The organism is Candidatus Sodalis pierantonius str. SOPE, from assembly GCF_000517405.1.
GTDB classification, from domain to species: domain Bacteria; phylum Pseudomonadota; class Gammaproteobacteria; order Enterobacterales; family Enterobacteriaceae; genus Sodalis_C; species Sodalis_C pierantonii.
This window is the reverse complement of record NZ_CP006568.1, coordinates 99,615-120,987: the sequence shown is the minus strand read 5'-3', so window position 1 is coordinate 120,987 and position 21,373 is coordinate 99,615. Positions and strand designations below refer to the sequence as shown.

The following is a 21,373-nucleotide window of genomic DNA, read 5'->3' as shown; positions in this document are numbered from 1 at the left end:
CACTCAGAACGGGATTGAATCCTCGTAAGCATCGACGGGCGGTATGCTTTGAGATGGATAATCGCTGTATTGCGGATTATGAGAGCCTGTTTAGAAATTTGTGTATAAGCGGGTTTTTGATGTTGGATTGCACTTATCAAAATCAGGCAAATACACAAATTTCTAAACAGGCTCATACCTGAAAAAGAAAGTAGGTTATCACCGGCGTTCACTGGCTGAAACGGCCATGTTCCGGTTTAAAACACTTCTGGGTGGTCATCTGAGTCTGCATGAGGCTTTGTTGAATAAATCGAACTTTTAGGTGACTGGCGGCTCTGATCACTACATTCGTTTCAACATCAGGTCCCCATGGCAAAGCAAAAGTTTAAAATCACCAACTGGCCCGCATATAACAATGCGCTCAGGCAGCGGGGGGACCTGACAGTATGGCTTGATGAGTCAGCCATTGCTGCATGGACTGAGAGTACACCACCTGAACATCGTGGCCGGCCGCTTCACTACACCGATATGGCCATTACCACGGTTCTGATGATAAAGCGCGTGTTTAACCTTTCGCTCCGGGCGTTACAGGGTTTCGTTGACTCGATTTTTAAACTGATGGGGCTGTCGCTGCGCTGCCCAGATTACTCTCTGGTCAGCCGGCGAGCAAAAACCGTCGACATCAGCATAAAAACGCCAACCCGCGGCGAAATCTCACACCTGGTCATCGATGGCACCGGCCTGAAAATCTTCGGCGAAGGCGAATGGAAAGTCAGGCAGCATGGGGCTGAGAGGCGCAGAGTATGGCGCAAGCTTCATCTGGCAGTAGATAGCGCGACACATGAAATTATCTGTGCCGATTTATCGCTAAGCGGTACGACAGATGCGCAGGCGCTGCCCGGGCTGATTAACCAAACCCACCGGAAAATCAGGGAAGCGTCGGCTGACAGTGCTTACGATACGCGTTACTGTCATGATGCTCTGCTGAGGAAAAAAATAAAGCCGCTTATCCCACCGCGAAGTGGTGCGCAATATTGGCCAGCTCGATACCATGAGCGTAACCATGCGGTGGCAAATCAGCATCTGAGCGGCAATAACGATACCTGGAAAAAGAAAGTAGGTTATCACCGGCGTTCACTGGCTGAAACGGCCATGTTCCGGTTTAAAATACTTCTGGGTGGTCATCTGAGTCTGCATGACTATGACGCGCAGGTAGGTGAGGCTATGGCAATGGTCAAAGCGCTTAACCGGATCACGCTGTTAGGAATGCCAAACAGCGTCCGCATCATGTAACAATCGCCCTGATAGGGAGGAAGTCGTCACAAATTTCGGATTTATTCAACAAAGCGGACGAGGAGTATAAAATTATAAGTGGTAGTTGGTCACCTGAACTATGCGTTGCTGAACAAGATGGCACTATCCATCATTTCAAAATATACGGCAGCATGATGCCATCATATTACATTCATGAAATTCAGAATGAAGAGGTACAGGTTCAATGATTGATACGCTTTGTTGAATAAATCCGAAATTTGTGACGACTTCCTCCCTATCAGGGCGATTGTTACATGATGCGGACGCTGTTTGGCATTCCTAACAGTGTGATCCGGTTAAGTGCTTTAACCATTGCCATTGCCTCACCTACCTGCGCGTCATAGTCATGCAGACTCAGATGACCACCCAGAAGTGTTTTAAACCGGAACATGGCCGTTTCAGCCAGTGAACGCCGGTGATAACCTACTTTCTTTTTCCAGGTATCGTTATTGCCCCTCAGATGCTGATTTGCCACCGCATGGTTACGCTCATGGTATCGAGCTGGCCAATATTGTGCACCACTTCGCGGTGGGATAAGCGGCTTTATTTTTTTCCTCAGCAGAGCATCATGACAGTAACGCGTATCGTAAGCACTGTCAGCCGACGCTTCCCTGATTTTCCGGTGGGTTTGGTTAATCAGCCCGGGCAGCGCCTGCGCATCTGTCGTACCGCTTAGCGATAAATCGGCACAGATAATTTCATGTGTCACGCTATCTACTGCCAGATGAAGCTTGCGCCATACTCTGCGTCTCTCAGCCCCATGCTGCCTGACTTTCCATTCGCCTTCGCCGAAGACTTTCAGGCCGGTGCCATCGATGACCAGGTGTGAGATTTCGCCGCGGGTTGGCGTTTTTATGCTGATGTCGACGGTTTTTGCTCGCCGGCTGACCAGAGAGTAATCTGGGCAGCGCAGCGACAGCCCCATCAGTTTAAAAATCGAGTCAACGAAACCCTGTAACGCCCGGAGCGAAAGGTTAAACACGCGCTTTATCATCAGAACCGTGGTAATGGCCATATCGGTGTAGTGAAGCGGCCGGCCACGATGTTCAGGTGGTGTACTCTCAGTCCATGCAGCAATGGCTGACTCATCAAGCCATACTGTCAGGGTCCCCCCGCTGCCTGAGCGCATTGTTATATGCGGGCCAGTTGGTGATTTTAAACTTTTGCTTTGCCATGGGGACCTGATGTTGAAACGAATGTAGTGATCAGAGCCGCCAGTCACCTAAAAGTTCGATTTATTCAACAAAGCCTGATTGATAATGAAAAAGTGTCAGAAGAAGTTAGAGTGATGCATGAGGCTGGCGTGTTGGCCGACTACGCCTGTCTGGAAACGACCATCCCCCAGGAAGATGCGGTATTACTTGCCCGGTTTGTGCTGACATCGCTTGATGGGAAGAATGAAAACAGCGATGCAGAAAATAATGGGTGGATTGCTTGCAGCGAGCAAATGCCAAAAGATGGGCGGCTGCTCCTTGTGACCGGCAATGGGCATATTGATATTGCATATTTTGATGACGGAGATTGCCAGGGATTTTTAAATGGGTACGTGACTCACTGGATGCACCTGCCAGATTTACCCAGTGTAGATACATTATTACCGAATTCAGCGAAAACCGGGGGTGAGGCATGAAAAAGAAAATTTCAGTCGGTTATTCAACTTTGTCCGGACGTATTCTGGCGGGACATTCCACGCAAGAGGCGAACACCACGCGTTTTACGGGCAAGAAATACGATGTCACGGATGAAGCGATTACGGCGGTTACTCGAAAGATGCTTCATCGAGAAGAGAGTATCGATGTGAATTTTGGTGATGGTCTAATATTCCGACTTCAAATTAATTTGTGTGAGGATGCTTTCGTCTCCCGTTGATTATTTTTAATGTGCTAATTTTAAAGTGTTTAATTAAAATTTTTACCACAAAATGACCACACCTCAACGCGGAATTTCACTTTCATACAATCCTTTTATTTACGTGTCAAAAGCTACTACCTATACGAATGGACGAAAAAATGGCACTCATAAATTCCCATTCAAACCAACGCGCCGACTTCGGGGCTTTTCTTTGAGCGTAAGAAAGCCAGCGCTGAGGCTGGCCGGAAAAATGGGCGCTCGCGGATCTCCGCTCAAACAGCCAACGGGCGAGGACAAGCCCTGCCGTTGGGTTGCCTTACCTCACAGATTCGTAAGCCATTATGGTCGCAACCTCCGTTTCGCCTTTTCTGGTATGGATCTCACAGAGTGATTTCCGGGTTATCCAGGTAAACACCAGTAAGGTGATACAGATAACCACCAGAGTGGTGATAGCGAATTTTTGCGGCATCCTGGCCTCCTTAGCTTGCCTTTCGGCGTGGAAGAGGCTACCTTTATGTTGTGTAAGCATTAGAGTGGCCTCGGGTTGATTAACATCGATCCGGGGCCTTTCTCTTTCTGCCTTTTGCTGAGGCTCAGGACAGAAAGATCCAGAGCACCCGCGCGAAGTGTAACAGTAATCCTCTTCTCTGCAAATTCTTACCCGCCCACGAAATCACCACGTAAAGCCTCATTCCGCACGTTACGCCAGTCGATTTCGTCACGTGGTTGACGGCTCTGCCGAGACGCTGCCAGCCCAATCAGTTGTGAAAAAAATTGAAAAGCCCTCTCCGCCACCTGTTCGCCCGTAAGGCGCGCCACGCCTGGGTTTTCTGTAAAAGTCTGCCTTGCCTTTTCAGCGCTGATTTTATGCTTTTTGCCACGTAATCCATGACTTTTACCGTGACTTCAATGGGATGTGCTTTACGTGGGGTATCTCTCTGCTGCCAAAAACTGTAAAAAACTGAAATTCTTTTCACACTTTACAATTTCGCCTGTCGCCCAAAAGCCCAGGCGCGGGCTGGCGGGGTGATTTGTGGGTAGGCGATTTTGAAAAAATTTTACGATGCAAAGTGTGCAGGCGGGTGCGGTGTAGCGCCGTTTCCGTGGGGGATGCGCTTATTTCGTGGCGATGACGCAGCCCTGGCGCGCTGTGGCTGAACGGAGTGGAATGCGTGGCATGTGGGTGGCTTGAGGCAAAGAGAGGCTTAGCGGGGCGCTCAGGCGCTGTGAGCAGCAGCCACAAAAAAGCCCGCGTAATGCGGGCCGTGGTGTGCGGGGAGATCAGCCGATAACGGGCGCGTACCGGTGGCGTAAGGCGTCAGACTTCGCCCCGGTTGCCGCTATCTCGCCGGCGTTCTGGGGCACGCCCGTGTTGCTGTGGGTATGGCTGGCGGTCTGCTGCGCCAGCGCTTGCAGTACGTCCAGGGTATCGAGCATCAGCGCCATCACGTTGACCTGTTCACTGCCCACCCAGACGACGGGGGCTATCACTTTCTGGCGTGCTGTCGCCAGACTACGGCGGATGTTGCCGATTTTCTCTATCAGGTCTCCGCCAATGTCCGTTGTCGCGTTTTGCCCGATACTGGCGACGTAGTGTGCGCGGGGCGCCACACTGTAATCGCCCTCGGCGATCTGCTGGATACTGCCGGCCAGAAGACGGGCGCCGCTCAGTACCGTGGTCTTGTCCGTGGCCTGTACCGTGGTGGTGCGAGTCACCAGTGTGCGGTTTTCGCTATCCGCTGTGATTTCACGGTGCTGGGCGTTTTCGCGGATAGACTGATCTGTCTGGCGCTCCCAGTCGCCCGCCACGGTGACGCGCTGGAACACTTCCGCGCGTTGTTGCTGAAGCTGTTCGCCGGGTTTGATATCGGGCAAGGTCTGGCCGTGGGCGAGGATTTGGCGCACAAAGGGCTTATCCGGGCGACCCTCGGTAAAACCGATTTCAAGGAGCGTACCCGGCGGCGGAAAATGGAACAGCCCCGACTCTGCGCCGGTCATCGGCAGGGGGAGCGGCACGGTCGGATATACCGGCGTATTCGCTGCCGGGTTGCCGTCCGCATCCAGTAATTGGACATCCACCGCGTAACGCGGGCGGAACGGATCGGCCAGGTCACCCCGGCTGACCGCTTCACTCGGCCCCACGACCCGCGCAAATTTCGGCAGATGCAGCCCTGCGGACAATTCCGGGTAGGCTGCATCAATCTGGCGCTGGGCGGGTAATTTGGCCGTGGTTTTTCCCGTCAGCGGGTTGGCAGCCTGCCAGGTCAGCGCCATGGTGTCATTTTCCAGGCGTACCGTGATCAGCGGCATGCCGTTGACGACCACGCCGGGGCGCAGGCTGGGCACCATGGGCAGCGTTAGCGTATTGCCTGCCGCCTGTGTCTGGCTGAATTCCGGGGGGGATAGAGACCGGTTTGCCGGCAAACAGGGAGTGCGCGGCACCGCCCAGGTAAATACCGCCGTCCGGCAGCGGCTGCCAAAGGTAATCTTGTATACCAAATGCCGGCCCCAGGGTGGCCAGCAGCTGATAGCCTCTGCCGCTGTGGGTAAAATGGGGAATGGGGGTATCGGTGTCATTTGACGCGGTCGGCAGGACCACGCTGAGGCCGCTTTGGGCCTGTATCCACTCCGCTATCTGGCGCAAGGTCGGGTGCTGGAATGAACAGGGCCAGGGGTGGTCAAAGATGCCGCTCATCTCGCGGACAAAGAGCCGTTGAAAACCTTTTCCGGCAGGTTGCGCACGTTCAACAAAGCCGGTAAACCAGCGCAATACCCGCTCAGGGTAGCCGATATCAAGGCGGACCAGCTTACCGCTGTAGTCCTTTTCCGTCTGGGCGGTGATAAATCCGCGCCCGCTGGTGCTTATCTCCAGTATCAGGTTTACGTCAACCAACGGCACCGTATCCCCTGACAGCATCAGTCGTTTAATCGGTTTCATAGTCTTACCCCAGCGCGTCATTGACGGGTTTGAGCACCTTGCGTTCAAACCAGCTTAATTGTTCGTCGCTCTCTGCCGCCGGGGGGCCGTTTGCTGGCCCCTTGCCCGGATTCTATTTCTGGGCGGCGGTTTGACTGCCTTCGCGTGCGTCTTTCTTCTCGGGCACGCTCAGATGTTCGCGTAACGTGAATGTCACCAACCAGGCTTGTTTACTGTCCTGCTTCGGGGCCTCTATCGAGCCGCTAAATGTCGCCAGCCGAAAATTGATGGCCTGGGCGGTATGATTCGCCACGCGGTAGCGCTTCAGCCTGCCGCCCTCGGTGGCTTCAGCCAGGGCAAACAGGCGCGTCAGCACACGGGATAACGCCAGAGACGCGCAGCTCCTTGGGCTTGATGCCCTGCTCCGCGTTGGCGGTGCTGGAGGTTTGCCCCGACTGGTCTTTTTCCTGAAACTGCATGGTGGGCGTCACTATCAGGCTTTTTAGCGACAGTACTTCGCCATCAAGGGCCAATGTGATGATTGTCATGGACCATCGCCTCCAGTGCGGATACCTCTTCTCCGGCAAACAGCGTCGCCAGGGTCATCACCGCATCGGGCGGCGGCACCTCTTTTTGCATGTTGGCCGCCAGGGAGGCCGCCAGTCCTTCGCCAGTAAATACCCAGGCGTTGACGCTTTTCTGGCTCAGGTCGCCCAGAGCCTGACCGATAGCCTCGTGGGCCGACTGGCGCGCGTCGGACAGCGCGGTTAAGTGAGCCTGTAGTTGCGCCACATTGGCCCCGCTGGCCGCTTCTGCCTTTGCCTCTGCCATGATTTTGGCTCGTTGCGCCAGACGCAGTGTGTCGGCAGATAACGGCTGCGGGGCAGGTAAGCCGCCGCTGGCTTTAGGCGGAAGCTGCATACGGGTGATGGCCTGCGTGGCCGCTGTTTGCGCCATGCGCGAGACTTGCCCCAGCACTGGCAGGGGTAACACCGCTGAGAAGGCGGCGAGCAGGGACATAAATTCCGGCTGTGAGGTGGCGCAGAAGCATCACCACCATCACGCGCAGGTTGCGCCCGGTGCCAGACAGCTTTTGCGCCAGTCAGTGCACGGCATTTTGTGGACTCAGGTAGCTTCTCGAGGCGGCCTTGCGTCCCACCCCCGGCGTCCAGGGATGCACCGGCAAGACGGTGCAGGTCAAAGGCGGTAGGCTATCTGTCAACCGTAATGTTGACTTGCGCCACATCATGCAGGGGCCTCCGGCCAGTCAATATCCGGCACCTGGGTGATATCCACGCGGTTTAGCAGTACGCGGTATTTCTTCCACGCCAGCAGAGCGGCTTTTTCGGCATCCGTTGCCATGTCGAGGTCTACAGCGTCCTGGAGTGGGGCTATGGCACGTGTCGCTTCGTCCATCCGCCGCTGCTTCATGAAGGGCGCATCAATCCATATTGGGTAACCCTGTGAGTCTGCACCACGCGTTTTTCCCCTGGGTGGGTTCCGGCAATACTTCGCGTATGTTTTATCGTCAATATCGATTAAATCGTCTGGTAAAGATCCTACTTTTTTGTAGGAGTCGATCATTGATGCCAGGTAAAAACCGGCAGTTTTGGCGCTAAATTTCATTTTTTCCATTGTCAATACCCTACTGCCATCCAATACATTTTTCGTTCCTGCCAGCCATGAAACCATTCAAAACCGTCACGCTCATTGGATAAATCTTTGACCTGATGATTCCAGGTTGCGTCTGGCTGCCCAAAGTCTATTGTAGTGATGGAAACATACAATAATCGATGTGGTACATTGGCATGAAGATTCACTCGGCCATGTGTATTTCTATCACCTTCTACAAATCCGCCCTGAGTAATAAATTCAATACCTGCGCGAAAATCCTTGCGCCACCAGTTATTCCCATCTACCCAGAAAGCAGAGGATTCGTGAATACGTTTCTCTATCCAGCCGCTGAGATGCCCGCCCCATACCGGCCCGTGAATATTGCCATCTTCTTGATAGGTCGCCCCTGCGGCATGGAGTGCCTGCGGAGCGCTTTGTTGAATAAATCCGAAATTTGTGACGACTTCCTCCCTATCAGGGCGATTGTTACATGATGCGAACGCTGTTTGGCATTCCTAACAACGTGATCCGATTAAGCGCTTTGACCATTGCCATAGCCTCACCTACCTGCGCGTCATAGTCATGCAGACTCAGATGACCACCCAGAAGTGTTTTAAACCGGAACATGGCCGTTTCAGCCAGTGAACGTCGGTGATAACCTACTTTCTTTTTCCAGGTATCGTTATTGCCGCTCAGATGCTGATTTGCCACCGCATGGTTACGCTCATGGTATCGAGCTGGCCAATATTGCGCACCACTTCGCGGTGGGATAAGCGGCTTTATTTTTTTCCTCAGCAGAGCATCATGACAGTAACGCGTATCGTAAGCACTGTCAGCCGACGCTTCCCTGATTTTCCGGTGGGTTTGGTTAATCAGCCCGGGCAGCGCCTGCGCATCTGTCGTACCGCTTAGCGATAAATCGGCACAGATAATTTCATGTGTCGCGCTATCTACTGCCAGATGAAGCTTGCGCCATACTCTGCGCCTCTCAGCCCCATGCTGCCTGACTTTCCATTCGCCTTCGCCAAAGATTTTCAGGCCGGTGCCATCGATGACCAGGTGTGAGATTTCGCCGCGGGTTGGCGTTTTTATGCTGATGTCGACGGTTTTTGCTCGCCGGCTGACCAGAGAGTAATCTGGGCAGCGCAGCGACAGCCCCATCAGTTTAAAAATCGCGTCAACGAAACCCTGTAACGCCCGGAGCGAAAGGTTAAACACGCGCTTTATCATCAGAACCGTGGTAATGGCCATATCGGTGTAGTGAAGCGGCCGGCCACGATGTTCAGGGGGTGTACTCTCAGTCCATGCAGCAATGGCTGACTCATCAAGCCATACTGTCATGTCCCCCCGCTGCCTGAGCGCATTGTTGTATGCGGGCCAGTTGGTGATTTTAAACTTTTGCTTTGCCATGGGGACCTGATGTTGAAACGAATGTAGTGATCAGAGCCGCCAGTCACCTAAAAGTTCGATTTATTCAACAAAGCCCCTGCGGAGAGTAAAAATGCCCGTTTTTATTGAAAACCCAATCTCCGCCGCCGTCATTGCCGTTGTTTAACCGAACGCCATCACCCCCCTTGTCTTTGTAAAGCCACATGCGAACGCTACCGTCCTGATTATGAAAACCCAAATGCTTGCGGTCATCCCCCTGCAAATATGATGTGGCGACCCAGTAAAATCATGGAGCCAGTGACGGTACCGCCGGTTTTCTGGTAGTAGCGACCATCAGCGTCATTTTTACTATGAACATTCAGATGATGACGAGCGATGCCTTTGTCTGGCAGGTCAGCCAGATTTTGCGTCTTTTCGAGCCGACGGTTGGCGTTATCCTGTACCGTTTTGACGGCTTTGGGCGTCGCCGCTTTTGTGTCCTCCTCGCTGTCAGTGGCATTGCTCAGCGCACTAATCCCCGCCCGGGTCAGCGTTGCCGCCTGTTCGCTGTCTTGTGTCGCCAGTTTCCCCAGCCCCAGATGTTTCCGGCTCTTCGCCTTGTCGGTGAGCGCCGACAGATTGTCATCCTTGCGCAGATAGGCGTTGTTGGCCGCCTGCTCTGACAGCGATCCGGCCGGTCGCAGGTCGGTTACCGTACCGTCCTCGTCAATGCGCGCCAGGGCAAACACATAATGGGCAAAGCCGCTCTCATCCACGTAATCGGTTTTGGCCTCGCCTAGGGAAAAGGTGATAACCGTCTCCCAGCGGCTCACCACATTTCCTTGCAGGCTGGCATCTACCCAGACGCGGCTTGGCGTGGCCCGCATGGTCAAAGGTTGATTTTTTGTCAGTTCAGCCCGCAGTCCGCCGATATAGCCAATACTGGCGGTGACCGTATACCGCTGGCCGCTGCGCGTGACCCGAAAACCGTCACCAAAGAAAGCGGCCGCGCCGTAATGGTCAAGGTTAATCAGGCGCTGGCGTTCATCCAGGCCGGACAGCCGGGCGGTAAAATCAATCTGCCAGCTTTCGGCGGGCGTGGTGATACCGGTTTCCACTGCCGCACCGGTATACGCCATCAAAAAGGAGCGCGTAATGGCATTGCCTTGTTGACCGTTCGCTGTGGCCCGCTTGCGCTGCACCGGCGCATGCACAATCATCGCCAACGTGCCGCTGGCCCGATTCGCCAGGCCAATCCAGTTAAAATCAAAGTCGCCGACCTCCGTTCCCAGCGTCACCGCATACACCACCGCATGCTGATTGACGACGCCGGTCTTGTTCACTGCCTGGCGGTGTACGATATGTTCGGCCGCGGGCAAGGTTTCGTTACGGTCGATGGGTGCGGCAGGATCTAGCCCCAGCACCTGTGCAAAGACAAACTCATCCAGCACCACCGACTTTTCCTCGGCGGCTTCCTGGGCTTTCCATTGCTCAAAGGCTGTAGTGATAATCGTTTGTGACATCAGTTTTTCTCTCTCGATGGGGGTAGCATGGCGCTGTAGCACTGGTAATCACCGCCGACCCAACCGGCGCGCAGATGCAGGTCAGTGCCGTTTATCACCTCAAACTGGTAACGGCGGCAGGTGCGCCCGTATTGCCGGATAATCTGGCGCAGCAAATCAGGATGGCCGGCTAGCTGGCCGTCGCTGAGGCGCACCCGTACCACGTCCCAATCCAGGCCGTCCAGACGCTCTACTATTTCCACATAGCCGATACCCAGACGCGCAAAGATGGCGATAAAGCCCGCTACCGAGCCGGCGTCACGGGCATTGACAAAGGCGTAGCGCACACGCAGACGAAACAAGGCCAGCGGCTCGCCGTCAAAACGGCTAATATCGCGCTGCCAGGCCAGCACGCTAAGCAGTGACTCCGCGCAGGTGGTGGCGTCCAGTTGGCGCAACGACCAGGTGAGGGCGCCATACACCTGCCGCCAGAAAGCATGACAGGCGCGTAACAGGCGCGCCGGCTCTCCCTTGTCCATCCAGACCGGCAGATGCAATTGGTCCAATTGTTTGTCAAAATCACGCATCCTTCACCTCAAGCGTCAGGGTTTTCAGGCGCGGGACGTCAAGCTGGCTGACAATATCCGACAGTGAGAAAGCGACCGAATCCAGCGCCCCAAACGTCTGATGCAGCGAACGGGCCAGCGAGGAAAACGAAAAGCGCGCATGAGGCCAGGTCTTTTTCACGTCATAGGCTGCATTCTCACGAAACGCGCAGCGGATGAGGGTTTCACAGCCGGTCGTCAACGTGGTCAGCGCCTCAAGGGTAAAATTGGTCTTGTTCTTCACAAACAGCGTGACAGTGAGGTCGTGCCGGGTATCCGGCAGGGCAAAGCAGCGCATATCATCGCCGTGTCCGTGGTGGCCCTGGGTGGTGATGTACGCATTGACCGCCTGAATAAACGGCCCTGACGCCACACCGGAATCCAGTAAAAGATAGGCGTTGGAGGTGCCCGGCCCACGTGGCGCATCGTGCTCAAAGAAAATACGGTCAATGCTCAGCCCCGCCACTGCGGCTATCATGCTGCGATACACCGCATCGGTGTGATAATTCCCTGCCAGGTTATATTGATTGCGGCAGCGCTCGCGCAGCTCGTCATCTGATTCCGCATCCGCCCCCGGCGTCAACAACCAGCCCTCTTCCGTAGTGACCTGGGCAATCCCCGGCACCGCGTGGGGTAAAATGCGGTAATACCCCGGCGCTAGATTGCTGCCCCCGCCGGTCTGCCCGGCGCTGACGTTGACCAGGGCGCTTTCCGCTCCTGCGCCGAGGGTATGATCGGCCTCGGTCATCAGGCGATAAATCGTGCCGTTAAGGCGTTCGGTCTCGATAACGGTGCCAGCGGGAACGGTGACCTCGGCTTCGGCGTTTTCCTTGAAAAACCTTACCACGCCACGGGCGGCGGTGGCGGGTTTACGGGACAGGCTGACGCCGGCGGCAAACGCATCAAGAAAGGCCCCGTCAGCGGTCATCAGAAACATGTTTTTCATCACCACCGACACCAGGGCGTTTTTTAGCCACAGCACCGGAGTGGTGACCGTCGCCTGAATCAGCCGCCAGAACGGCGACATGCGCGAGGTATTGGTGATAAGCCCGGCAGCGCTCACCTGTTCGGCAAACGCCTGATGAATGGCCTCTTCAGTGGTCGGCATGCCGCTGTCCTTTAGCGCCTGCTCGTAATCAATCTCGGGTTTGTTCGTCATAGCGAGGACTCATCTCAATACGATCAAAATCATAGGGTTGCGCTGTCACCCACAGCCGTTTCGGTGTTTCTTCACTGACCAACACGGTGCCGGGGATCAGGCGCTCGTCCTCTTCCAGCAGCAGGGTGACCTGCATCAGCAGATCCGCGCGCAAGGTCCGGCTACGCTCTGCCACCAGGCGGGTTAACAGGCCGCTTTCTAGTAGTGCATGAGCGCAGTCCTGGGTAATGCTCACCCGGTCGGTGCAGCGTTTCGGCTCGTGGCCGCTGTTCAGGGTGAAATCCCCGTCGGTGATCAGCAGATCACGATAACGGCTCATGCGTGCATCTCCTGCCATTCCAGTAAGCCCTCCGGCGTCATGCCCTGCGTAGTGTGGATATGCACCTGCCCAATGTGGCGGCTGTTATCCGTGACGCTGCGCTGATGGCTGGTGATCTCACGGCTCAGGCCGCCGGGGCTGAGTCCTTTGGTCTGCCCGCCGGTCAGTAGTTTCGGGCCGCTCGCAGGGCGCGTCGGCGCGGGGCCTGACGGGGTGACACCGGCGGTGTTATCCCCCGGCAGGGCGGAGAGGGACAGGTTAACGCCGGGCAGATGATTGAGGGTTTCTGCTATGGTGTTCCAGGTGCGGGCGAAAGTGGCTTTCACCGACGCCCAGAGACCGATAAACAGCGCGCTCACGCCGTCAATCATGTCCTCAAAGGTGTCGCTCAGGGAAAAGTCGGCAAAGTAGGCGCACAACGCCTGCCAGCCTGCGCGTATCCCCTCCCAGGCGCGCGTAAACAGGCTTGCCAGCCAGCTAACGTAGGCGGCAATCAGTTTAAAGGCGGTGGTCTGCATCATGGCGGCCTTGAGCGTATCCCAGTATTTGACCAGCGCAATGCATCCCACGACCAGCAGCGCCACCGTGCCCACAATCAGCAGGACAGGCCAGGACATAAAATTCATGGCAATGCCGGTCAGTACAGCGGCAATACGCACCGCCAGCAACACGCCGCGCATCATGCGTATCACAGCCGCCCAGGCAAATACCGCCTTTTGGTACAGCCAGAGGGCTGCCACATGGAGCTTCACGACAGCCGTCAGGCCTGCCCACAATCCTTTCAAGCCCACCATGACAAAGGCGCTGGCACCCATGGCGATATTCACCACCGCGCCAGCCCCGGCCAGGCTGAGAAACGCCAGCACGGCATAGCCCACCACACGGGCAATATTGGGAAACAACGTCAGCCAGCGGGCCAGTTTTTGCCCGCCGTCCGCCATTTTATTGATAAACGGGTATAACACCGGCAGCAGGGTGCGCCCCATGCAATGCGGATCGCCGTCCAGATGGCGGCCAGCCGGTCCCTGGGGACAATCATTTTCTCGGCCATCTCTCGCGCGCGCTTCAGGCCGTCATTACTGCCCAGGGCATGGATATGCTTGTTTAGCACATCCGTGTTGCCGTAAAGCTGTTTAATGACATTGGCCCCGTCACCAAAGGCCTTATCCAGCTCGGCCTGGGCCTTGAGATTGCCCTCGATGCTCGCGCCGTAGTGCCCCTGAAGTTTGGTGAGCATCTCCGGCAAGCTCAGCATCTGGCCGGCGCTGTTGACAAAGCTCATCCCCAGTTGTTTCGCGCCGTCTTCGGCCACCTTGTAGAAGGATTCATAGCTGCTGCTGGCCTCGGTGCCGAGAATTTTTTCCAGCATCCCCAGCGCCGCCAGCTGTTCATTCAGACCGATCCCATAGTTATCACCCGTTCCCCTGGCCCCCTCCATCAAATCTGAAATTTTTTGCAACGTGGTACCAAATGCCTGTGCCATATAGGCGGTTTTGCTCGCCATCTGTTCGGCAAACGGCACACGGCCCATTTTCTCCGCAACGCTGTCAAACTTGTGGTATAGGCTGCCCATATAGTCGGCGCCTTCACCCGCACTGCTTTTTACCGCCATCGCCAGGGTATTGGCGGCCACGGCAAAGCGGGGCAGCTCGTCCTGGCTGAGTACCTGCAGATTCCGACGTATCCGATCAGCTGTTCCGGCGACATCCGATCAGTTATTCCGATATTTTCCGATCACCCATTCCAGTGATATTCGATCACGTGTTCGCTCATCTTCTGACTCGGGTTTAGTCTATTTTTCCTGTGCTGGCTACTCCTTGCTCTTTGCGTAGTGATTCGCCTTTAAGTTCCAGTCTATAGCTGGGGTGTACTAACCGATCGAGTAACGCGTCAGCTGTCGTGGGGTTTTCTATCAGTCCATACCATTTTTTCACCGGCAGTTGACTAATCAGGATGCTGCTGCTTTTGTCGTAGCGATCTTCCATCACCTCCAACAGCATCGTTGCCTGCATCGGACTTATTGATTCTAGGCCCACGTCGTCCAAGATCAGTAACTCTATTTTTTCTAACTGCTTAAGCTGTTTTAGATAGGTCCCGTCTACCTGACACTGGTGAAGATGGGCCAGCAACCGACCCACTCGCCAGTAATGCACGTTATATTGCTGCCGGCATGCCTGCTCACCAAGCGCACAACTGAGCCAGGTTTTGCCCGTACCTGTCGGCCCCGTGATGAGTATGCTTTTCTGATATTTCAGATATTGTCCCCCTAGCAGATCTCGCATCTGTTCCGGTGTCACTCCTCGGCTAGGGATATAACGGATATCTTCCGGTTTTGCCTGCAAGCGCATTTGCGATTGCCGTCGCAGACGGCATATGTGGTTGTTTTTTCTATGCAAATTTTCCGCTTCTACCATCAGCGACAACCGCTCCTCGAACCCCAGCTCCCCATAACTCCCCGGGAGTTCGCGTTGCGTCTCCAACGCCTGGACCATTGCCGACAACTTCAGCTCTTGCAGAGCCATTAACAGTGTATCCATATTTATTCTCCTTAGTGATAACTGTCCGGACCTCGGAGGTTTTCGTGAACCAGCACTGATACGCCGGCTCCGTCCTGGGTGACCTCACTTTCACGACCGTGTTTCAATACGTTGGCTATGAAAGAGCGGTTAATGCACCCTTTCTCCAACGCCAGCGCGCAGGCCTTCTCCAGTCGCGTCGTCTCATAGCGCCGTTGCAGATTGAGTAGCCCCAGCACGGAGCAGTAAGTCTGCTCCGGATGGGCTTTGCTCTTTTGGATGGACTCGACCACTTTCAGTGTGCACACACCCACCGGCAGCGCCCAACTGCACAGCCTTTCCGGCGTCCACTGACTCTGCCCCTTATGGTTAGCCGGCATGTGCGCCGCCTGAGTCGTGTGCCTATAGGCGTTATCGCTGCGAGGGTGCGTAGCCACGCAGACGCCCTTATGGTGGATTTGCACCAGCCGTTGGGTGGCGATGACGTCAACGCGCTCGCCAACCAGTGGATGCGGCACCGAGTACCAGTTTTTGCCGTAGTCTATGTGGTAATCAGGTCCCACTCGGGCAACGAGATACTCACTGTATTCCCATTGTGTGGGCGGTAGAGGCCCAAGAGCCGGTTTGTCCAGCTGCTCGAAGCGTTCAAGGAGACTTTATCCGCCGTAATGACGCATCGGGCGCAGATTCAACTCATGATTGAGTTCTAGTATCACCTGGTTGAGTTCGGCCAGCGAGTAGAACCTACGTTTACGCAACCGGGCCAAAACCCAGCGTTCTACCAGCTGCACAGTTGATTCTGCCTTCGCCTTGTCTTTCGGTTTTCTCGGGCGCGCCGGTAGCACCACTGTCTCATAGTGATTTGCCAGCGCCTGGTAGCTCTGGTTTATGACCGGCTCATAGCGGTCAGGGGTGCTGACAGCGCTGCGCAGATTATCAGGTATCATCAGCTCCGGAACCCCACCCATGAAGTGCAGGCAGCGGCTATTGGCGTTGAGCCACGATGCCATGTCCTGGCCTTCGCAGGCTTCGATATACGCATAGCCTGACACGCCCATGGCAGCGACGAAGATAGCGACCTGGCGTACGCTACCGATCGCAGGGTTGACGATAGGTACGGTGGGGCCACAGAAGTCGATGAAGAGCTTTTCGCCAGCCTTGTGCTCCATGCGCATGGAACGCCGCTGCTTCTTTTTCCAGTCACGGAACAGTGCACAAAACTGTGAGTAACCGAGGGCATCACCGCCCACGGCGGACTGATATTCCATCCAGAGCAGCTGCTTGGTCATGCCCTTGCGGCTTAACTCGGTATCGATATCAAGCCAGCTGGGTAAGGTATTGATAACTTTTCCTGATTTGCCGGGATAGAGCAGGCAGTCGAGGTCGACGGGGGACAGTTCCGCCGGCAATGGCCAGACCAGGTTAGCTACCGTGAATCGGCCGAGGATATCGTTCACGGTAGTACAGCCTATGCCGAGCGCTGCTGCGATAGTGCGATTCGAGCGACGCTGCTCGAATTTCATACGTAACACATTAATATAGATGCACATTTCCGTTCTCACTTTCTTCTTTTTACGTGCCATGCCATGCCCTCGGAAGCTAAAAGTCTCCAGAGTATGGCGGAACAGAAGATGAGCGATCAGACAGAATCGGAATCGCTGATCGGGCGACCGGAATCAGTGATCGGATGAAATCAGAATTAGTGATCGGGTGAAATCGAAATCAGTGATCGAATGTGACCGGAACCAGCACGTTCGCCGCAGACCGGCAAGCTCACCACGTTTCTGGCATTTGATGTCACTGCTCTAACGAGGGTGCTTTTATGTGTTGCCGCCATGCGCTATCCTCTTAGATCGGTTTAGATCGGCTTCCGCGGGGTTCTCCAAGGAATCCTTGGCTTATATTAGGGTGCTCAGGAGAACCTTGCCAATGCTCATAGGAAAAAAATTGAGAGATATACGTGAAGCCGAAGGGCTAACAAGAGAAGAACTTGCTGAAATTACAGGGATACCAGTCCCTACAATGAAGCGCTACGAAACCGGTCGCATCGCAAATGTAGGAAGCGATACCTTGACCAAATTCACACAACATCCACGGTTTTCAAAATATGCATTATGGCTTATGACCAACCAAGTTGTACCAGAATCCGGGCAGATATCCCCGTCTCTCTCCCCTGATGGGTACACCAGCACATGCAGCCCCCAAAAAATCCAAAAGGCTGGCTGATTGCTTTGAAAATCATGGAAAAATGGTCTAGCGGCGGTATATGTAGCGAAAAAACACATTGGTTAGATAATGACTAATGATCAATAACAAAATGAGAAGAAACTTTTTTAAAAGTAGGAAGAATGAGCATTAAATCACTAGGAACCGACGGCTGGTTGATGTTCGCCCTCAAGGACGTACTGGAAAGCGTATTCGCAAAAAATTTTCTACTAAGGCATAGGCTCAACAATATGAACGTTGGGCCATTGCAACACTGAATAACAAGGATTGGCTAGATAAACCCACAGATCGGCGGCCATTATCAGTGTTAATTAAATTATGGTGGAAGCACAAAGGACAGTTACTCAGAAATGGCCCTCGACTGCATCGAAAACTTATTGCGCTAGATCAAAGAATGAAGAACCCTACGGCAGATAAGATTAGTCCTGCTACTTTCTCTGACTATCGAGCACTGAGGTTAGAGCAAGGGATAAAGCCAAAAACGATTAACATAGAGCAAGAATTTCTTGGCAATGTTTTCTCAACTCTCATTAGTCTGGGGCATTACCACTGTGAAAATCCACTGGCTGGAATGAAAAAAATCAAGCTAGTTAAAAAAGAAATGGGATTTTTGCACCTAAATGAAATTGCAGATCTGTTATCTCGTCTTGAAGGAGATAATCAACGGGTCACAAAGCTATACCTCGCTACGGGGGCAGGCTGGAGCGAGTCTGCGTCAATGACCGCAGATCGTGTAATCCACGAAAAAGTTACATTTATCCGCACTAAGAATGGGAATAATCTCACAGTACCAATATCTCCAGAAATGGCAAAAGAAATTACAAAAGATCGCAGACATGTCCTGTTCCCAAACGCAAACTACCAAGAAGTACGCAGAACCATAAAAGATGTTGCCCCGCATCTGCCTGATGGCCAAGGGACTCACGTACTTCGACATACATTCGCCAGTCACTTTATGATGAACGGAGGTAACATCTTGGCGCTACAGAAAATCCTAGGTCACGGCCAAATAGAACAAACCATGGTATATGCTCATTTTGCCCCTATTTATCTAAACGACGCAGTAAAATTTAACCCACTGATGAAACTAACATGATAACAAATCACAATAAAAATAGCTGTCGTGAGCGTAAAAAAACGTCCACAAAATGGCCCAAACGAATCGGTTTTGTTGGATTTAGATTGGCTTCAATCATAGACAAACGCATTGTAATAAAAGCAATTTATTGATTTTAAACATAATCGTTGAGAGGCAAAAGCCTCTCACGTACAAACCGGGGGTGCAGCATGAACCAACTCATGGCCTACACCTGCCTGAATCTGACCACACCCTGCGCGGTAACGGGTAAGAGCGGCATGCCGTATTTCAACCCGGAGATGAAGGCATTGATTGATTCGCCTTTGGCACTTGAGCTGTTTCTGGCGCAGGAGAAAAAAGCGAGAGAGGGTAAAAGTTACTTCTCGGTGCAGAATGTCCAGCCCTATGGCCCAGAGCAGACGCTGCAACCCTATCAATTCGATTTCTACCCGCAATTCGACTGCGTTGACGACCCGTCAGAGGAGGTGGAATTCGAGTGCATCGGAACCATCTGCCATGCACGCCCGTTCAAGTTTGGCTCGACGCTGGAATGCGTGGACGGGGAAGCACCACGGCCGGCGACGTTTGACCCGGGTGAGCGTTTTACGCAAAAGGAATGGGAAATCATCTTTTTCTCCTTGCATGGTCTGACCGAGCCCGTACCGGATTCTGTGTAAATGCCTTTTCTCAGAAGTGACCGTCCAGGTGGTCACCGAACTCGATAATAAAGCGGCTCATTGCCATGCGCCAGTCCCTCAAAGGCATTGTCCAGTTCTGTGAGGCCGCCTGTATCGCCAGCCACACCACCTTTTTCACTGCGTCGTCGGTCGGGAACACCTTGCGCTTTTTGATGGCATGCCGGATCACGCTGTTTAACGACTCGATGGCGTTGGTCGTGTAGATCACCTTGCGGATGTCCGTTGGGTAGGCAAAGAACGTGGCCAGATTGGCCCAGTTTGCCTGCCAGCTTCGACTTATTTGCGGGTAGCGGATGTCCCAGGCACTGGAGAACGCTTCTAGCGCCTGCAAGCCGGCTTCTTCCGTAGGGGCCTGATAGATACGCGGGTGACGGCCTTGTAGTCCTTCCAGGAGACGAACCGCAGGCTGTTGCGCACCATATGCACGATACACAGTGGAGCCGCGCCTCCGGATACACCGCGTTAATAGCGTCAGGGAAACCTTTCAGCCCGTCTACGCAGGCGATAAGGATATCGTTCAGGCCGCGGTTTTTCAGTTCTGTCAGCACGTTCAGCCAGAACTTTGCGCCTTCATTTTCGGCCCGCCACATACCTAGCAACTCTTTCTGGCCTTCGATGTTGATGCCCAGCGCCAGGAGCACAGATTTGTTGATAATGCGGCTGTCCTGCCGGACTTTTAGAACGATACTGTCAAGATAAACAATGGGATAGACTGCATCCAGAGGCCGGTTTTACCATTCGACAACCTGCTCCATGACCGCATCGGTGACCTTTGAGACCAGCGCCGGCGAGACATCGGCGTCATACAGCTCTTTAAACGCGGCGGCGATCTCGCGGGTGGTCATCCCTTTGGCGTACAATGATAAAATCTGGTTATCCATCCCGGTAATCCGGGTCTGGTTCTTCTTCACCAGTTGCGGTTTAAAGGAACCGTCACGATCGCGCGGAGTACGCAGCGCCAGCGGGCCATCGCCAGTGATAACGGTTTTTGTGGAATAGCCGTTGCGGGCGTTGGTCCCCGGTTTAGGCTGATTTTTATCGTAGCCGAGGTGATGGGTCATTTCGGCATTGAGAGCTGCTTCAACGCTGATTTTTTTCAGCAGCCGATCGAAGTGACTGAGATCTTCAGGGGTTTTGAGATTTTTGGCCAGTTCGTTAGCCAGAGCCTGCAACTGTTTTTCGTCCATAAATTAACCTGTTTTTGATGTTGGATTGAACATATCAAAATCAGGCAAATACACAAATTTCTAAACAGGCTCTCTGCATCGGGCAGATCATTAAATGCCATAACGATATTTATTCCTTAACTTAGGCAGGTGTTCTGCCTTAATCATTTGAGAGACACAGCCTAGCTTTATTGGCTTTACTGGCCTCGCAGGCCTCACTAGCCCACCAGCCTCATTAGCCTCGCTCTAGCCTTAGAACCACCTTAGCGCGCCTGCCTTCTCGACAGACACCAAGGCACCGCGGGCAAAACGTCTCAAACGGCGAAGGAAGAGGAAGACCACCGTCCTGCGCGCCGGCTCAGCGCTCAGAAACGGTAGCCGACGCCGAAAAGCAGCGCGTTTCGGGTAAAGGTTAAACCACGATGGTCGAAGCGGCTGGCTTCATAGCCTAGGTCTACTACCATGTTTTGGACCGGGTTGATTTGCACGCCTGCGCCATAGGCGAGGGCGGCTTTCTGTCGTTGATCTCGGTAATGCTGCGTAGCGGTCGATGTGCCTGCCTTTATAGCGGTTTTGCTGGCGTGTAATGAATAATCATCGTAGTTCACGCCGATAATGCCATAAAGAGAGACGTATTCATTGAAACGCCAGGCAGGCCCTGCTTTCAATGAAACCGCGCTATAGCGATATCGAGCATCCTCCTGAAAACTATTTTCAGAAACCTGGCGGCTGTAGGCATTGGCGGTCATATAGCTCAGCGAGCCGATAAAACTGAGCGGGCCGCCCCATTCATAGCGATATTTAACGTTGATGCCGTCCAAGGCGCCGGCGTCGGCTTCCGTGCCGCCGGTTTTAATTTTGATAAAGTTGTGAAGGTAACTGGCGCTAAGGCTGTGGAACTCGGCCAAGGCAGGGACGGGTTGCGATAAGGCAATACCAAAAGCGATGATAAAAAACAGCGGTTATCATAAATAAATCCTTTTATTAATGATTCCCTTTTTAATTGTCCGCGCGCAAACGGCCGCGACGTACGTGGCTTATTGATTTTACGTTCTTGATAT

General features: G+C 53.8%; 18 protein-coding genes and 6 pseudogenes. 7 read left to right on the top strand and 17 right to left on the bottom strand.

Annotation, left to right across the window (positions count from 1 at the left end; all coding sequences use genetic code 11):
* Positions 1-181 precede the first annotated feature (181 nt).
* Positions 182-274 (top strand): annotated as a pseudogene (locus SOPEG_RS29010) (IS5/IS1182 family transposase); the annotation flags it as partial.
* A 74-nt stretch (positions 275-348) separates the two neighbouring features.
* Entirely contained in the window at positions 349-1,272 is a 924-nt protein-coding gene (locus SOPEG_RS00740; protein ID WP_025243834.1) for an IS5-like element ISSoEn1 family transposase, read from the top strand.
* A gap of 271 nt (positions 1,273-1,543) precedes the next feature.
* Here SOPEG_RS00740 and SOPEG_RS00735 read toward each other — a convergent pair.
* Positions 1,544-2,468, bottom strand: a pseudogene (locus SOPEG_RS00735) (IS5-like element ISSoEn1 family transposase).
* A gap of 26 nt (positions 2,469-2,494) precedes the next feature.
* Between SOPEG_RS00735 and SOPEG_RS00730 the strand changes: the two are divergent.
* Positions 2,495-2,923, top strand: coding sequence for a DUF551 domain-containing protein (locus tag SOPEG_RS00730; RefSeq protein ID WP_025243930.1), 429 nt, complete (start codon positions 2,495-2,497; stop codon positions 2,921-2,923).
* A complete protein-coding gene (locus SOPEG_RS00725) occupies positions 2,920-3,162 on the top strand; it encodes a DUF7446 family protein (protein ID WP_025243929.1) in 243 nt (80 codons plus the stop codon). The genes SOPEG_RS00730 and SOPEG_RS00725 overlap by 4 nt, the downstream gene beginning before the upstream one ends.
* 298 nt (positions 3,163-3,460) lie before the next feature.
* Here the strand turns inward: SOPEG_RS00725 and SOPEG_RS00720 are convergent, their stop codons facing one another.
* The 14 genes and pseudogenes from SOPEG_RS00720 to istA form a co-directional block, all read right to left on the bottom strand.
* Entirely contained in the window at positions 3,461-3,613 is a 153-nt protein-coding gene (locus SOPEG_RS00720) for a Hok/Gef family protein (RefSeq protein ID WP_200867878.1), read from the bottom strand.
* An 812-nt stretch (positions 3,614-4,425) separates the two neighbouring features.
* Positions 4,426-6,082 (bottom strand): annotated as a pseudogene (locus SOPEG_RS00715) (hypothetical protein).
* 4 nt (positions 6,083-6,086) lie between these two features.
* A pseudogene (locus tag SOPEG_RS00710) lies at positions 6,087-6,609 on the bottom strand (baseplate complex protein).
* On the bottom strand, positions 6,584-7,081 hold the full coding sequence (locus SOPEG_RS00705; protein ID WP_236851591.1) for a hypothetical protein: 498 nt from the start codon (positions 7,079-7,081) through the stop codon (positions 6,584-6,586). The pseudogene SOPEG_RS00710 and the gene SOPEG_RS00705 overlap by 26 nt, the downstream one beginning before the upstream one ends.
* A 225-nt stretch (positions 7,082-7,306) precedes the next feature.
* Positions 7,307-7,753 carry a tail fiber assembly protein gene (locus SOPEG_RS00700; protein WP_148296968.1) on the bottom strand — a complete coding sequence of 149 codons (447 nt, stop codon included), beginning with the start codon at positions 7,751-7,753 and terminating at the stop codon, positions 7,307-7,309.
* Between the two features lie 408 nt (positions 7,754-8,161).
* On the bottom strand, positions 8,162-9,085 hold the full coding sequence (locus tag SOPEG_RS00690) for an IS5-like element ISSoEn1 family transposase (RefSeq protein WP_025243926.1): 924 nt from the start codon (positions 9,083-9,085) through the stop codon (positions 8,162-8,164).
* Between the two features lie 227 nt (positions 9,086-9,312).
* Positions 9,313-10,566, bottom strand: coding sequence for a phage tail-collar fiber domain-containing protein (locus tag SOPEG_RS00685; RefSeq protein ID WP_025243925.1), 1,254 nt, complete (start codon positions 10,564-10,566; stop codon positions 9,313-9,315).
* The gene (locus SOPEG_RS00680) at positions 10,566-11,132 is read right to left on the bottom strand and encodes a phage tail protein (protein WP_025243924.1); all 567 of its coding nucleotides are present in this window, start codon (positions 11,130-11,132) and stop codon (positions 10,566-10,568) included. The genes SOPEG_RS00685 and SOPEG_RS00680 overlap by 1 nt, the downstream gene beginning before the upstream one ends.
* Positions 11,125-12,309, bottom strand: a complete 1,185-nt coding sequence (locus SOPEG_RS00675; protein WP_025243923.1) for a baseplate J/gp47 family protein — start codon at positions 12,307-12,309, stop codon at positions 11,125-11,127. Before SOPEG_RS00675 ends, SOPEG_RS00680 begins: the two co-directional genes overlap by 8 nt.
* Complete coding sequence (locus SOPEG_RS00670; protein WP_025243922.1) at positions 12,287-12,628, bottom strand: DUF2590 family protein; 342 nt, start codon at positions 12,626-12,628, stop codon at positions 12,287-12,289. The genes SOPEG_RS00675 and SOPEG_RS00670 overlap by 23 nt, the downstream gene beginning before the upstream one ends.
* On the bottom strand, positions 12,625-13,614 hold the full coding sequence (locus SOPEG_RS22345; RefSeq protein WP_148296967.1) for a phage tail tape measure protein: 990 nt from the start codon (positions 13,612-13,614) through the stop codon (positions 12,625-12,627). The genes SOPEG_RS00670 and SOPEG_RS22345 overlap by 4 nt, the downstream gene beginning before the upstream one ends.
* Positions 13,533-14,300, bottom strand: coding sequence for a phage tail tape measure protein (locus SOPEG_RS22340; protein WP_257720402.1), 768 nt, complete (start codon positions 14,298-14,300; stop codon positions 13,533-13,535). The genes SOPEG_RS22345 and SOPEG_RS22340 overlap by 82 nt, the downstream gene beginning before the upstream one ends.
* Positions 14,301-14,415: 115 nt before the next feature.
* Positions 14,416-15,165, bottom strand: a complete 750-nt coding sequence (gene istB, locus SOPEG_RS00660) for an IS21-like element ISSoEn3 family helper ATPase IstB (RefSeq protein ID WP_025243921.1) — start codon at positions 15,163-15,165, stop codon at positions 14,416-14,418.
* Between the two features lie 11 nt (positions 15,166-15,176).
* Positions 15,177-16,727, bottom strand: a pseudogene (gene istA, locus SOPEG_RS23715) (IS21 family transposase).
* Positions 16,728-17,073: 346 nt separating this feature from the next.
* On the opposite strand from istA, the gene SOPEG_RS23710 reads away from it, so the two are divergent.
* From SOPEG_RS23710 to SOPEG_RS00640, 3 genes are all read left to right on the top strand, one after another.
* Complete coding sequence (locus SOPEG_RS23710) at positions 17,074-17,370, top strand: helix-turn-helix domain-containing protein (protein ID WP_071882104.1); 297 nt, start codon at positions 17,074-17,076, stop codon at positions 17,368-17,370.
* Between the two features lie 304 nt (positions 17,371-17,674).
* Positions 17,675-18,466 (top strand): phage integrase, encoded by a 792-nt coding sequence (locus tag SOPEG_RS00645; RefSeq protein ID WP_025243918.1) that lies wholly within the window; start codon positions 17,675-17,677, stop codon positions 18,464-18,466.
* A gap of 191 nt (positions 18,467-18,657) precedes the next feature.
* Complete coding sequence (locus SOPEG_RS00640) at positions 18,658-19,125, top strand: hypothetical protein (protein ID WP_025243917.1); 468 nt, start codon at positions 18,658-18,660, stop codon at positions 19,123-19,125.
* A gap of 10 nt (positions 19,126-19,135) precedes the next feature.
* Here the strand turns inward: SOPEG_RS00640 and SOPEG_RS23705 are convergent.
* Positions 19,136-20,333 (bottom strand): annotated as a pseudogene (locus tag SOPEG_RS23705) (IS256 family transposase).
* Positions 20,334-20,677: 344 nt separating this feature from the next.
* Complete coding sequence (locus SOPEG_RS00625) at positions 20,678-21,259, bottom strand: Ail/Lom family outer membrane beta-barrel protein (protein WP_335334104.1); 582 nt, start codon at positions 21,257-21,259, stop codon at positions 20,678-20,680.
* Positions 21,260-21,373: the final 114 nt, after the last annotated feature.

Coding starts and splice junctions, on each gene's coding strand:
- istB (WP_025243921.1), bottom strand. CDS start 15,165: ATGGATACACTGTTAATGGCTCTGCAAGAGCTGAAGTTGTCGGCAATG.
- SOPEG_RS00685 (WP_025243925.1), bottom strand. CDS start 10,566: ATGTCACAAACGATTATCACTACAGCCTTTGAGCAATGGAAAGCCCAG.
- SOPEG_RS00690 (WP_025243926.1), bottom strand. CDS start 9,085: ATGGCAAAGCAAAAGTTTAAAATCACCAACTGGCCCGCATACAACAAT.
- SOPEG_RS00680 (WP_025243924.1), bottom strand. CDS start 11,132: ATGCGTGATTTTGACAAACAATTGGACCAATTGCATCTGCCGGTCTGG.
- SOPEG_RS00670 (WP_025243922.1), bottom strand. CDS start 12,628: ATGAGCCGTTATCGTGATCTGCTGATCACCGACGGGGATTTCACCCTG.
- SOPEG_RS00725 (WP_025243929.1), top strand. CDS start 2,920: ATGAAAAAGAAAATTTCAGTCGGTTATTCAACTTTGTCCGGACGTATT.
- SOPEG_RS00720 (WP_200867878.1), bottom strand. CDS start 3,613: ATGCCGCAAAAATTCGCTATCACCACTCTGGTGGTTATCTGTATCACC.
- SOPEG_RS00640 (WP_025243917.1), top strand. CDS start 18,658: ATGAACCAACTCATGGCCTACACCTGCCTGAATCTGACCACACCCTGC.
- SOPEG_RS00705 (WP_236851591.1), bottom strand. CDS start 7,081: ATGTCCCTGCTCGCCGCCTTCTCAGCGGTGTTACCCCTGCCAGTGCTG.
- SOPEG_RS00675 (WP_025243923.1), bottom strand. CDS start 12,309: ATGACGAACAAACCCGAGATTGATTACGAGCAGGCGCTAAAGGACAGC.
- SOPEG_RS00700 (WP_148296968.1), bottom strand. CDS start 7,753: ATGGTTTCATGGCTGGCAGGAACGAAAAATGTATTGGATGGCAGTAGG.
- SOPEG_RS00740 (WP_025243834.1), top strand. CDS start 349: ATGGCAAAGCAAAAGTTTAAAATCACCAACTGGCCCGCATATAACAAT.
- SOPEG_RS23710 (WP_071882104.1), top strand. CDS start 17,074: ATGCTCATAGGAAAAAAATTGAGAGATATACGTGAAGCCGAAGGGCTA.
- SOPEG_RS22345 (WP_148296967.1), bottom strand. CDS start 13,614: ATGGGGCGCACCCTGCTGCCGGTGTTATACCCGTTTATCAATAAAATG.